Origin of the sequence: Chitinophaga barathri, assembly GCF_003807585.1 — a bacterium.
Taxonomy (GTDB): Bacteria; Bacteroidota; Bacteroidia; order Chitinophagales; family Chitinophagaceae; genus Chitinophaga; species Chitinophaga barathri.
Genome location: NZ_RMBX01000001.1, coordinates 25542 through 40084, shown reverse-complemented (window position 1 = coordinate 40084; position 14543 = coordinate 25542). Strand labels below are relative to the sequence as shown.

Annotated in this window: 8 protein-coding genes; 6 read left to right on the top strand and 2 right to left on the bottom strand. The window is 49.4% G+C overall.

The window, feature by feature from the left end; translation table 11 throughout:
- From EG028_RS00160 to EG028_RS00135, 6 genes are all read left to right on the top strand, one after another.
- A complete protein-coding gene (locus tag EG028_RS00160; RefSeq protein WP_120514031.1) occupies positions 1-3504 on the top strand; it encodes a hypothetical protein in 3504 nt (1167 codons plus the stop codon).
- Positions 3505-3515: 11 nt separating this feature from the next.
- On the top strand, positions 3516-7952 hold the full coding sequence (locus tag EG028_RS00155; RefSeq protein ID WP_120514030.1) for a DUF6443 domain-containing protein: 4437 nt from the start codon (positions 3516-3518) through the stop codon (positions 7950-7952).
- A 9-nt stretch (positions 7953-7961) separates the two neighbouring features.
- Positions 7962-8576, top strand: coding sequence for a hypothetical protein (locus tag EG028_RS00150; RefSeq protein ID WP_123864478.1), 615 nt, complete (start codon positions 7962-7964; stop codon positions 8574-8576).
- Positions 8577-9035: 459 nt separating this feature from the next.
- Positions 9036-10184, top strand: coding sequence for an HlyD family secretion protein (locus EG028_RS00145; RefSeq protein WP_120514028.1), 1149 nt, complete (start codon positions 9036-9038; stop codon positions 10182-10184).
- 3 nt (positions 10185-10187) lie between these two features.
- Positions 10188-12365 carry a peptidase domain-containing ABC transporter gene (locus EG028_RS00140; RefSeq protein WP_120514027.1) on the top strand — a complete coding sequence of 726 codons (2178 nt, stop codon included), beginning with the start codon at positions 10188-10190 and terminating at the stop codon, positions 12363-12365.
- Between the two features lie 33 nt (positions 12366-12398).
- Positions 12399-12743: a hypothetical protein gene (locus tag EG028_RS00135; protein ID WP_120514026.1), complete on the top strand. Its 345-nt coding sequence runs from the start codon at positions 12399-12401 to the stop codon at positions 12741-12743.
- A gap of 145 nt (positions 12744-12888) precedes the next feature.
- Here EG028_RS00135 and EG028_RS00130 read toward each other — a convergent pair whose 3' ends face one another.
- Together EG028_RS00130 and EG028_RS00125 are read right to left on the bottom strand one after the other, a co-directional pair.
- Positions 12889-13317, bottom strand: a complete 429-nt coding sequence (locus EG028_RS00130) for an META domain-containing protein (protein WP_123864477.1) — start codon at positions 13315-13317, stop codon at positions 12889-12891.
- A 40-nt stretch (positions 13318-13357) separates the two neighbouring features.
- Complete coding sequence (locus tag EG028_RS00125; RefSeq protein WP_120514024.1) at positions 13358-14503, bottom strand: tetratricopeptide repeat protein; 1146 nt, start codon at positions 14501-14503, stop codon at positions 13358-13360.
- Positions 14504-14543 lie beyond the last annotated feature (40 nt).

The following is a 14543-nucleotide window of genomic DNA, read 5'->3' as shown; positions in this document are numbered from 1 at the left end:
ATGCTTAGAATATCCGCTGTCATTCTGCTGATTGTTGCCCTTGTGCATTCCGCCAGCGCGCAATCGATCAACTATGATCTTATGAGGGTTATCCCACCTTCTCCTACTGCCGCATCCATCGCGAAATACGGGGATGTACCTGTATCATATTATACCGGGGTTCCCAATATCAGCATTCCGATTTATAACGTACAGAACCGGGACATTTCGGTACCGATAACTCTGAGCTATCATAGCGGGGGGATAAGAGTAGATGAGGAGGCTTCGTGGGTAGGGCTTGGCTGGAATCTTTCAGCGGGCGGGGCTATTACACGCACGGTAAGAGGAGGGGACGATCTTGGGGTTGGTGGATATCCGGACAGTTATATACCTACTTCCCTAACCCCCGGTACAGATGAGTATGTGCTTCCTATGGATCCGGCGGAATGGACCCGTGATATTTCCTTCGTGGAAGAAGTATTGACAGGCCAGGCAGACAGTGAGCCCGACGCATTTGTGCTGACTTTCAATGGCCGGTCCGTTAAATTTTTTCTCAACAAACGAACTAATCCTTCACAACCCTTAAAGTGTACATTCATTTCACAAGCAGACTTGCAGTTTGAAGCGTCTTATTCGTCGGTTGCGCAGACTTACAAATGGACGGTAACAGACGAAACAGGAACGAAATACTATTTTGGTACACAAGAGAAGTCGGTTTCCCGTACAGCGGGTGACAGGGATGAATTCCTGGCTGATCAACATGTGCTGGACGGCATTCCGGAGGAAGTGGTGTTATCATGGTACCTGGACAGTATCGTTTCGGTAACCGGCGCCAGGGTACAATTTAACTATGAAAATGCAAGCCTGGTGGGGCGTGGTACAAGACGTATTTTTTCCAGGTCCCAGACCAAAAGTCAGCTCGTTGAAACAACAATGGATAATCCTTTTTGCATTCTTACCCCGAATATTTTTGATTATTTCACCACATCAACTGAAACCCAGGATGTATATCTGAAGGAGATTATATTCCCTAACGGTAAAGTGGAATTTGTTTTAAGCAACAGGACGGATATTGAGCCCGTGCCGGGGGCAGCTCCGCTTACCTATGCGAAGAAGCTGGATGAGATTGTTGTCACGGCCGATTCAAAGGTGATCAAAAGGCAATCGCTCACTTATTCTTATTTTGGTGGGACTGACTATAAGACCAAACGCCTGAAGCTGCTGGCGGTTACTGAAACCACGGGGACGGTTCCAAGGCCGCCACATGAGTTCTCCTATAACAGTCTTGCATTGCCTGCAAAAGATTCCAAAAGAATTGATCATTGGGGGTATTTTAATAATGCGCCAAATGAAACGGTGAATGATAACCGTTATGGTGATGTTTCCCTGAATGGTACATTAATACCTGCTACTTCTGTGAGGCTTCAAAATGGAACGATGAGGGATTATCTTGGTGCGAACCGAGAGCCGAACCCGTCATATAACCAGGCCTGCATACTGACCGAAATAAAATACCCTACTGGAGGGACTACTCATTTTGAATATGAAACAAACGAGTATTACGGTAATATTTCAAAGATTGTAACTAGCACCGGAGAGGCTTTCCGGGAAAAATGGGGGCCGGAATCTGGTCAGCAAAGTCCCATTCCGGATACTATTACGGTCACATTTCCTCAGCCGGCCAGCATACAGCTAACTAAAACACTTACATGCCGGGGGACACTGGAAAATCCATGCATACCCGAAGGCGAAACCTGGGAATATGATTTTGTCAATATTACATCGGTGGGCGTTACTCCGCCATTCTCGCAATGGTTGGGGCATACGCTGGCTTCTGATGCACAATGGTCGGGCATAAGCGAGACGGTTGACGTGAGTCTGCCTGCCGGCACATACAAATTCACTGTTCTGGCGGAGGGGAACCTGGCAGCGAAACTGCTGATATCATGGAGTTACAGGGATACCATTCATCTGGATACCGATCTTGGAGGCGGCTTGCGCATCAAATCAATGCTCGCCTATGATGGTATTAGCCATAATAATGACAGGCAAAAGCGGTTCGAGTATAAAACGTTGATCAACGGAGTAAATAAATCTTCTGGTGCTTTAATGGTCACCCCTATCTATGAATTCAAAGAAGATGCAGAGCGGCAATGTGAAACCACTCCCTTCAATCCGGTAAGAGGGACCTATTTTACCAGAACGACTTCCCCGTTTGTCCCTTTCAGCAATTCGGCAATGGGGAATTCTGTCGGTTATTCCGCAGTTGACGAGATTGTGCCTGGCCTGGGGAAAACAACTTATGAATATCATAATACGCCAGATGGGCTTCCTATACCCTTTCTCCCCAATGTGCCTACCAGGCCGAGTCTTGGGAATGGATTGGAGAGAAAACAGACGGTATTCAAAGAAGAGGTGAACGGCAGTTATACCCGGGTGAATGAAACGGAGAAGCTATACGTACCTGACAATAACAGGAATTATTTTGCTTTTGGAATGAAAGTGCCCCCGTCCGCGATCTGGCATGTTATTATTTTCGGCCAGCATTATAACGCCTATACGTTCAGGGGTGTCAGTTTTTATCGGCTGGAGTCACAGTTCTGGCACCAGGTTGATGAAAAGGTAACTACCTATTCGCAAACCGCGGGAGACGTTCCGCTGGTAGAAACAAGTTATCTTAAGTACGACCATCCTGTGCGGCTGCAGATCACAGGAAGGGATATAATTGACAGCAGAGGCCAGACCGTTAGTACAACCTTCAAATATCCTTACGATTTCCCGTCGGACCCGGTATGTGTGCAGATGGTGGCAAAAAACCATATATCAGCATTGATAGAGCAGGTTCAGACAGTTGGCGCCACGCATAGGCAGACGCTGAAAGCCGTTTATGTTACCTCGTCCGGTATACAGCTTCCTGGTTACGTTCAGGTGAAAACAGGCAACGGAAGCATGGAAACCCGTCTGAGATATCATGCCTACTCAGATAAGGGACAGTTGTTAAGCCAATCCAAAGAAAGTGATGTTCCAATGTCTTATAAATGGGGGTATTCGGACCAGTATCCGGTAGCTGAAGTTAGCAATGCACAGCCCAATGAATTTTATTATGAGAGTTTTGAAGAAGGGGGAAACACGGGTACTTTGCAGGCAGGCGCGAAGACGGGAAGGAGAATCAAAGAAGGCAGTTTTACGGTCAGTTTTACACCGCCGAACACCAAGGAATACCTATTGAGTTATTGGTATAAAACATCCGCTGGCGGAGCCTGGCTTTATAAGGAAAGAACCTATACAGGAACACAACAGGTCATCAATGATGGGGTATGGGTAGATGAGGTAAGGGTGCATCCAAAAAATGCCCAGATGATCACACGTTCATATGTTTATATGGTAGGTATAAGCAGTGAAACGGATGCCAGTGGTAAGACAGTCTACTATGAGTATAATGATTTTAATGAATTGAAACTTATCCGTGACCAGGATGGCAAGATCGTGAAGCAATTTGATTACCAGTATAATGTTAACCCCTAATGCCGAGTCCAATGAAACGATATATATATCTTCTTTTTGTTGTTATAATTTTTCTGCCGGGCATAACGGCCATTGCGCAGAAACCCAATACCCAGACGCAACCCGCGGCGCCTACAGTGACGGTAAACCCCGTTCCTGCTGCTTATGGCGCTGGCATAAAATTGAATTATATCCGTACCTGGGAGCCTGCGAAAGCACTCTCAGATCCAGCAGCGGTCACCGCTGAGACGGACGTAAAAAACGTGCGGCAAGCCACACAGTACATCGACGGCCTGGGCCGACCGTTACAAACGGTAACCCGCAAAGGCTCTCCGGCTCAAACGGATATTGTAGCCCCGGTTGTCTATGATGCCTTCGGCCGCGAGCAGTTTCAGTATTTGCCGTATACTTCGGCAGCCACAGACGGCGCCTTTAAGACCAATCCCTTTACGGATCAGAAGAACTTTTACGCACCCACCTCCGGAACAGCGCCTTTTCCGGGAGAACAGGTGTTTTATAACAAAACGGAGTTTGAAGCCTCTCCGCTAAACCGTGTGACTAAAAGCATGGCGGCCGGCAATAGCTGGGCTGGTTCCGGTGTAGGCGTTGGGCAGCAATACCTGGTAAATGCAGTGGCGGATTCGGTAAGGATCTGGACGATTGCGGCTGCCGATGGCAGTGTACCTGCCAGTACCCTTCACTATGGAGCAGGGGAGCTGTACAAAAATATCACCACCGATGAAGCTGGCAATAAAGTCATTGAGTTCAAGAATAAATCCGGCCTGGTGGTCCTGAAACGGGTCCAGATTTCGGCTACCCCGGGCACGGCGCATCTCGGCTGGCTCAATACCTATTATGTATACGATGATCTGAATAACCTCCGCTACGTACTACCCCCCAAAGCGGTGGAAACACTGATGGGGACCGGCTGGAGCCTGGCAAATGCCGCTTTTCGCAAGGAACTGTGTTTCAGGTATGAATATGACCGCCGCAGCCGGATGATCCTCAAACAGGTGCCGGGCACGGAACCGGTCCTGATGGTCTACGACATCCGGGACCGGCTGGTATTTTCCCAGGATGGCAAGTTGCGGGCTACTAACCAGTGGCTGACTACCCTGTACGATGAACTGAACCGCCCTACAATGACGGCGTTGTACGAGACGACCACTCCCGTGGCTACGCTGAGAACCCAACTGAATGCCGTCACCACCACCCAGACGATTACCAAGACCGTCCCGGTGGAAGATGACCTGGTGGTAAACAGCCATGACGGTCGTGCCGCCTATAAGGCCCGTGTAAGTATAACGGCGCTGCCGGAATTTGACGTGCAGAGCGGGGACGTGACACTGGAGATCGACCCTACAGCCTTACTCCGAACTGATACGGTAATAGCCAGCAATCCGCTGCCGGCGCTGGACCCTGCCAAACTCTACGCATTGACTTATACTTATTACGATAATTATACTTACGCAGGGAAAAAGAACGCTAACGCTACATATTATACTACCACAGAACTACCGGCTCCGCTGGGCACCGGGCCTTTTTACGAAGAGCGCCCCACCACGGCATCCAGCCTTACCAAAGGCCTGTTAACCGGCTCCAAAGTAAGGGTATTGGATACCGAGCAATGGCTGGTGACCACGACCTATTATAATGACAAAGGCCGTGTGCAGCAGGTGCTGAGCGACAACATCGGCGGCGGCGTGGATGTAGTGACGAATATGTACGACTTCGGCGGGCAACTGCTGGTGAGCGCACATCATCACACCAACCAGCGCAGTGCGGTTACCCCCAATACGCGGCTGATCACGCGGATGGAATATGATCATGCAGGCAGGGTGATGAAGATCGGCAAACAACTCAACGCAGGCACTGAATATATCATTGCGCAAAATACCTATGATGCGCTGGGCCAGCTGAGCAACAAAGCATTAAAGAAAAGCACTGGCGCCAATATTGAAACGCTTGAATACGAATACAATATCCGTGGCTGGCTGCGTGCGATCAATAAGAACTATGTAACCAACGCAAGCGGCAACCACTTCTTTGGCCAGGAGCTGAACTACGACTACGGTTTCCAGAACCGGGAATTGAACGGTAATATCGCCGGCACAAAATGGAGAGGATCCAACGATACGGTGGCGCGTGCCTATGGTTTTGCCTATGATAAAGCCAACCGGTTGCTGAAGGCAGACTTTAATCAACAGGTAGGTACTTCCACCACCTGGGACATATCGGCTAATTACAATTACAGTGTGCTGATGGGAGATGGGGCTACGCCCACCATGGCCTACGACGCCAACGGCAACATCCTGAAAATGGTGCAATACGGCCGTAGAGGCACTGGCAGTCCTGTAATCGACAACCTGGTCTACGATTATCACCCGGCATCTAACAAGCTCAAAGCCGTAAAGGATGATGCCAATGATCCTGCATCCACCCTGGGAGATTTTAAAGAAGTCACCTATAACCAGGCAACAGACTACGCTTACGACGTGGACGGCAACATGTTCAAAGACAATAACAAACTGATCGATACGATCCGGTACAACCACCTGAACCTGCCGGAATATATCCATATCATTGGCAAAGGTAACATCGCCTACCAGTACGATGCGGCAGGTATTAAACATCGTAAAACGGTAACTGACAGCAGTACGGCTGGGATTGTAAAAATCACCACGACTGACTATACCGGCGGCTTCGTGTACGAGCAGGACAGCCTGCGGTTCGTCTCCCATGAAGAGGGCCGCATCCGCACGGGCTACAAAACGGGGCAGCCGGTGGCGTATTATTACGATTATTTCCTGAAAGATCACCTGGGCAACGTCCGCACGGTACTTACCGATCAGCAGGATTTTACCACCTACCTGGCCAGTATGGAGCCGGAGAGTGCTGCCAAAGAAAACGCCCTATTCAGCAATATCGATGCTACCCGCGCTTCCAAACCGACTGGTTACCCAGAGGATGCCACCACAGAGGAGAATGGCTTTGTCTCAAAACTGAACGGTGACAACCCGGACAAAAAGATCGGGCCGAGCCTGGTACTGAAAGTGATGGCGGGTGATACGATCCAGATAGGGGCGAAGGCCTTCTATAAATCGGGCCCAATGCCGCAAAACAAAAAGGCAGCCCCGGCGCAGGACATGCTGAATGCATTGATCGCTGCTTTTGGCCAGGGACAATCGCCGGCGGAGCCGGGTCACGCCTCAGCGGCTACCGCTGTGAACAATACGCCCTTCAACAATGACTTTAATGATACCTACCAGCGGTTAAAAGACAAAGACCCTGAGGCGGCCAATCCGCAGCGGCCGAAGGCTTACCTGAATTTTGTATTGTTCGACGAACAGTTTAATTTGGTGGAAGACAACAGTGGGGTGAAACAGGTGCAGGCCACACCGGATGAACTGCAAACGCTGGCGCAGGACAAGACGGTGATGAAGAAGAGCGGATTTTTGTATGTGTATACCAGCAATGAAAGCCCGCAGGATGTGTTGTTTGACAACCTGGTGGTGATCACCAACCCGGGGCCGGTGATGGAGGAGACGCATTATTATCCGTTTGGGTTGGTGATGGACCAGATCAGTTACAAAGCGCTGTACCGGACAGAGAACAAGTTCCAGTATAATGGGAAGGAGTTGCAGAATAAGGAGTTTACTGGCAATGGCGGCAGTGGACTTGAATGGTACGACTATGGTGCGAGAATGTATGATCAGCAGATAGGAAGATGGCATGTGATTGATCCGCTGGCTGATCAAATGCGCAGGCACTCACCTTTTAACTACGCTTTTGACAATCCGCTTCGGTTTATCGATCCGGATGGGATGGGGCCGACTGATATTATCGTTAAAGGCACCGAAGAATTCAAGAAAAATACTTTAGCTGACTTGCAGCAACTCACTAGTAACAAACTGACATATGACGGTGATAAGGTAATTGAAGTGAAAGGAGAAAAAGTTGAAGGTTTGGCAAAACAGGTAGGCACCTCAATGGTATCTGGTCTGATTGAATCCGGACATGTGACGACGATTAACGATGGGCCGGACAACCAGGCTACTCCGGTAAGTTCTAAAGACGCTTCAGACCCTTCCAAAGGTTCTGGAACAGCGATAAATTATAATACTAGCAACACGGATGGAAATTATGTAAGAAACGAAGATGGCACAACAGGGGGACTTCCGTCATTTATCGGGCTCGCGCACGAATTGATACATGCGGAGAATAATATAAACGGAACGCATGATGTCAGCACTGACAGACAGCGCTATGATCCTGATGATGACAGAGGAATAAAAGGAACACTGCCGAAGGAAGAACTGCCCACCCGTACAAAGGAAAATATGATCAGAGCGGAACATCAGTTTAAACTCCGGGCTCTTCCATCTTACTTTCAGAAGATTTACCCGCAGAAATATACAGCGCCGGTGCAATCGCAGCCAACAATGAAAAGATCAGTATTAAGCCAATAAATCCAAAATATGTTGATCAGGTATTTTTTTCTTTCGATGATAATATTTGGAAGTTATTCATTCGTTGAAGACTGGAATAGCGACAAGCTATTTGTAGAATGGAACACTTCCACGCTCGCTTCCATCGAAGTAGCCAAAGCCCATGGCGAATCTGAATATGAACGTTTTCTGCTCCAGGATGCCGGAGAAGCAATGGTCGTGTTTTGGGAAATTGAAGATAGTGCTGTTAATTCCAACTCAATCAGGTATCAATTCCTTGAAACGGTCAGAAATGAGAATGTTTATGACGAACGTGAGTGGAAAGTTGTGGAAGAAGTGAGGCCGGGCCAGGTCATGAAGTATTTTAACTTTTTATTCATCCCTGCTAAAAAAGGGACATACAGAGTGATCAAATACAGGTATCTGAATGGGGAATGGCAAAAAATAGGCGAAAAGAACGTAGCGTTAAATAAAAAGGATTTTTCCGACGCTCACCTCAGAAAACCATATGAAACGGTGATAACTAGCAAGAAAACGACCGTATCGCAATTTTCACGCATGAAGGTAAAAAGCAGTGAATTTTATCTTCAAACTACCTTTTCAGATCGGTCGGATCTGTCCAAAGTACTTGAATCACTATTTTAAAATAACATATCCGGAGGAGACGCATTATTGATGGATCAGATTAATTATAAGGCGCTTTACAGTACAGAGAACAAGTTTGTTGGAAATGGCAGCAGTGGTTTGAAATGGTAAGATTATGGCGCGAGGATGTATGACCAACAGATTGGAAGTGGCATTCAATTGACCCTAAAGTTGAAAAAATACAACTCGTTAACCCTCTATAAGCAATTTGTAGGTCCATAAAGATTAATAATATGGAGTCAGAGACACTTAACTAATTGGAAGAGATACATTATTGCCCATTTGGATTGACCATGGACGCGATCAGCTATACGGAAGGGTGGTAGAACGAAATTATAAATGTGTTAGCCTTAGATATAGTTAATTTCCAAAATAAATACTAAATTGCTAATGTCTTTAAGCAATTGTATAACCCGTTTGAACCGTTAAGCATCATTTTTCATTTATTGAAATTTGCCCATGCCTCAGCTATTTCCAGTAGAGGTCATCGAGCATTCCGCCATGACGTGGATTCCACGCATACAGGTGCGGACGCAGGTGATCTATACAACGGTTCTCTTCGCAGTGCTCCTCAGCCTGCTCGCTCTCCCATTTATTAAGGTGGATGTGTCCGTAAAATCCGGCGGCATCGTGCGCCCCGTAACGGAAAAAAATGAACTTCGCAGCCTCGTGGCCGGCACTATCGAAGAAGTGCTCGTGCGCGACGGCCAGCATGTCGAAAAAGGACAGCTCATCCTCCGTCTCCAGGAAGATATCAGCAATTCAAAACTCAGCCAGACCTCCTTTGAGCTGCAGCAGCGCGCCGGTTATATCAATGACCTCACACGCCTCGCGGCAGGCGGCGGCAGCGGCCTGCAAACGTCTTTGTACCAGCAGCAATATAGCCGTTTTGTTTCCTCCCTCAGCGAACAGCAGGCCACTACCCGCAAGCTGGAAAGCGACCTGGAAATGTATAAAAAACTCTTTGCGGATAAAGTGATCGCCGAAAAGGAACTGCGCGACAAACAATACGAATTCGATAAAAGCCAGGCCATGTACCGCCTTGCCGTACAGCAGCAGCGCAGCGCCTGGCAGGAGGAGCTGAGCCGTTATAAAATGGAAACCAACCGCCTCCAGGCAGATGCGCAGCAGCTCGAAAAACAAAAGGAATGGAACCTGATCAAAGCCCCCGTGAGCGGCACGCTGCAGCAGTTCTCCGGCAAATACAGCGGTGGGTATTTGCAGGTCGGGGAAATGATCGGCATCATATCGCCGGACAGCAACCTCGTGGCTGAATGCCTGGTGTCTCCCAAAGACATTGGTTACCTCCGTGCCGGCATGCCCGTTAAGTTCCAGGTGGATGCATTTAATTACAACGAATGGGGCACGGTGAATGGCGTCGTGGAAAGTGTGGAGAATGATTTTACACTGGTGGACAATCAGCCGGTGTTTAAAGTTCGCTGCCGTTTTGATCATACGGATGTGCATACCGCCCGCGGCGTGAAAGGCCAGCTGAAAAAAGGAATGACGCTCCAGGCGAGATTTATACTGACCAAACGCAGTCTTTTCCAGCTGCTCTATGATAAAACCGATGATTGGATGAACCCGAATACGACCGCAAAAAACTAAGCAATGCCGAATGTTACCCGTTTAAAGAAAAGCGCCCGCGTCCGTCAGCGGGACATCAGCGATTGCGGGGCGGCCTGTCTCGCGTCTATCGCAGCCTATCACCATTTACAGCTTCCCGTCGCCCGCATCCGCCAGATGGCCGCTACAGACAGCAAAGGCACCAATGTGCTCGGCGTGGTGGAAGCCGCTACCAAACTTGGTTTCCAGGCAAAAGGCGTGAAAGGGCCTTTTGAAGCACTGTTTAATATTCCCAAACCCGCCATCGCCCATGTGATCATCCGCGAGCAACTGCATCATTTCGTGGTGATCTACCGCGTTACCAAAACCCATGTGGTGGTCATGGACCCATCGGACGGGCAATATCATTCCCTTACCCACGAAGCCTTCAAGAAGATATGGACCAATGTGCTGGTGCTGCTTTTGCCCGGTGAGGACTTCAGGGCGGGTAACGAAAAAACATCCCATCTCGCGCGTTTCTGGTTCCTGCTCAGGCCGCACCGTTCCGTGGTATTGCAGGCCTTATTCGGCGCGATCATTTATACCATCCTCGGTTTATCCACTTCTATCTACGTGCAGAAGATCGTGGACAATGTGCTGGTGGAAGGGAATAAAAATCTGCTCAATCTTTTGGGCATCATCATGCTGCTCATTCTTGTACTGCAATTATTCATCGGCCAGCTAAAAAGCATATTTGCCCTCAAAACCGGCCAGCAGATAGACGCACGGCTGATCCTCGGGTATTACAAACACCTGCTCCGCCTGCCGCAGCAGTTCTTCGATACCATGCGCGTGGGCGAGATCACTTCGCGTATCAACGACGCGGTGAAGATCCGCGTATTTATCAACGACGTGGCCATCGGGCTGGTCGTGAATGTGTTCATCGTGTTGTTTTCTTTCGGCCTGATGTTCACCTACTACTGGAAACTGGCGTTGATCGTACTGGCCATTCTGCCCGTGTATGCGCTCATTTACTGGATCAGCAACGAAGTGAATAAAAAGATGCAGCGCAAGCTGATGGAAGATAATGCGGAGCTGGGTAGCCAGCTGGTGGAATCGCTCAATTCCGTGGCAACCATCAAACGTTTCGGGCTGGAGGAATATGCTAACCTGAAAACGGAAACCCGTTTTGTAAAGCTGTTGAAAACGATCTTTTCTTCCTCTGTGACCAACCTGTACATCGGCAATGCCGGCGGGTTTGTGACCAGCGCCTTTGTGGTGATCCTGCTCTGGGCGGGGTCTTATTTTGTGATGGACCGGCAATTGAGCCCGGGCGAACTGCTGAGTTTCTACGCCATCATCGGGTATTTTACCGGGCCTGCCATGAGCCTGATCGGGGCGAACAGGAGTATGCAGGACGCACTCATTGCTGCGGACCGCCTGTTTGAGATCATGGACCTGGAACAGGAAGAAAGCGGGAACAAAGTAGCGCTGCAAAAAAACATGGTGGGCGATGTGGTGTTCCAGAACGTGGGATTCCGCTATGGTACCAGGGTAGAGGTATTCCGGAATTTCAATATGAAAATACAGAAAGGGAAGATCACCGCGATCGTAGGGGAGAGCGGCTCCGGGAAATCCACGCTTATGTCCCTTTTACAAAATATTTACCCGCTCCGCGAAGGCAGCATTCACATTGGCAACCTGGACATCCGGTACATAGAGCACGAGAGCCTGCGCAGGCAGGTGAGTGTGGTGCCGCAACAGATAGACCTGTTTGCGGGCACCGTCATGGAAAACATCGCCGTCGGTGAATTTGAGCCGGATATGCAGCGGGTGCTGCAGATATCGGAAAAGCTGGGCATCATCCAGTTCATTGAAAAACTCCCCGAAGGCTTTAACACATTACTGGGCGAGCATGGCGTAAATCTCTCCGGCGGCCAGCGGCAGCGTATTGCCATCGCGCGGGCGCTTTACCGCAATCCCGAAATACTGATCCTGGACGAAGCCACCTCCTCGCTGGATTCCGTATCCGATCAATACGTGCAGGAAGTGATGCAGCAACTGCGCGACGAAGGGAAAACCATCATCGTGATCGCGCACCGGCTCAGCACGGTAGTGAATGCGGATAAGATCGTGGTGCTGCAGGAAGGGGCGATGGCGGAGGAAGGCACGCATCGGCAGCTGCTGGAGAATAAATCGTTGTACAGCAGGCTGTGGCAGTCGCATCAGGCGATACTTGAATGAAAAAATACGTCATGCCATCTTTAAATTTGATATATGAATAAGTTCTTGAAGATAGTTATGGCTCTCGTTGTGATAGTATTAGTATGGGGGTATCTCAGCTCTGACGGCTGTGAGGATACTGGAAACGTACCTACGGATGACAAATACGTTAAGAATTGGAGTTCTTCAAGTGAAGCTCCAATTGGTGTAGCGAGGGCTTTCGTGAAGAATAACAATAGGGATTGTGGTGAATTTTATATTCGGGAGAGTAAGGAATCCAGCGGCGAATATCTTGTGGCATGCTCGAGAGATGGCGAAACTTGGAACTATTATATTGTATGGGCAAGTATTGAAAAGGTTATGGGGCCATTTTCGGATAATATCACGCCACCAAGATAGTGGATTTATAGTTCCAGTTAGTAGGGCTTTGAATTTAAACCATGATGAAACTAGACAGATCAAGTTAGAATTTTACTTTACTCACCCTATAAAAAAGCGGCTGTCTCCATCAAGAGCAGCCGCTTTACAATATCTAAGCTTCCTTTTATTTCGCTTTGAAACGCAGCAGGGCGGTTTCTCCCTGGCTCAGTACCAGCATGCCCTGGCGCACGGACCATTTGTTCACCTTGTTGCTTGCTTCGAGGAACTTGTTTTCTATGCTCATGTCCGGGCAGGCCATCCTCGTGGCTGCCAGGCCCGGGAAACTGATGTTGTCCGGAGCGGTAAGGCTGAACTTGCCGAAGATCCTGTTACAGCCCGCGGAGCCGCTGAACTGGCTGTCCGCTTTTTCAAAGGTGAATTCAAGCGGTTTGGGGATGCCCGTGGTATCTATCGTTTCCCCGTTCACTTCCACCAGTCTCCAGGTTTTGTACAGGTCGGCCTCATTGTTGGTGCCGCTGGTCTTGTTGGCAGAGCAGGCGGCCAGGTAGGCTACGCCCGCCACAGCAAGGCATAGTATCAGGATTCTTTTCATGTCATGGGTTTTGATGTATAACAAACTTGCCGGAAAAAGGTTAATACTGGTTGTAAAACGACTGCAGGTCGCTGGCCAGCCGGTCGTAGATGGGGCGCGTCAGCTCCATGAACAGGTCCTGCGGGGGCGGGGGAGGTATATCGCGGCCGCCCATCAGCCTCCTGTCTTCTTCGCTAAGGGCCCTTTCGTCCCCCCGGTAAGTGCCAAACTGGTTGCGCCAGGTAAAGGAGCCGGGTACCCGGTCCTGCCGTAATACGCGGTTATTATCCACGTCTGTGATGCGGTAGTCCAGCACGCCGTTGGAGGCAACGGTTTTGGTGGTGACAAACACGGTGGCTTTTACGGTGATGTCTACCATAATAGCCTTGCCGGTGCTGTCTTTTTTACTGCCCGGCACCGATATCACTTTGGATACGTCGCGGGAGTAACGGTCCACATAGGTCTGACCGACTATAAAGTCCATAAAACGCATTTCCATATACTGGTCCGGGCGGAATTTGCTGTCGCCGCGCACCATCCGGGAGTCGTAGAATTTCACGAAAGTGTTGATATTGCGGGTTTGCAGGTTACGTACCAATGCGTCGCGGAACTGGTCCGCAGTGAATTGGTAATAGGGGCTGCGCACCTCTATTTCGCTGACCATCACGTTTACAAGGCCTATGGCATAGGCTTCGTCGCGGAGCTCTTTGGCGTTTTTATAGTTGGGCGTCAGGCGAAGGGCGGCGTCAAATTCCTCGAAAGCCTGGCGGGCGCTTTGTTTGTCGCCACGCTCCAGTAGTTGCACACCACGTTCATAGCGGGCTTCGGCTGCGTTCTCCAGCGCGCCGGTGATGGCGGAGGAATAGTCCTTTGGTTTCACGACGGCATTGGCGGCGGGAGCGGAGCGGATGATGTTGTAGAGGTTCTGCATGGAACGGTATTCGTTCTTCACGCTTTCCCATTTCAGGTCGTTGTTGGAGGCGAGGGCCTGTTTGGCGCGGCCTTCATGGAATTCCATGGCGGCGTTGTATGCCTGTGGCAGAAGGCTGAGGGAAGTAGCGTCCGAGGGGCGGCGCTGGAGCTTTTTGACGAATGCTTTTACTGCATCGTCATAACGGCCCTGGTTATATAATTTTTCACCTGATTTGCACGAAAATAACATGACAGCCAGCACTGCGAGGGATAGGTAACGGAGATATTTGTTCATATAGCTGTGTTTACAGGTTTCTACAGGCAAATGGTACGCC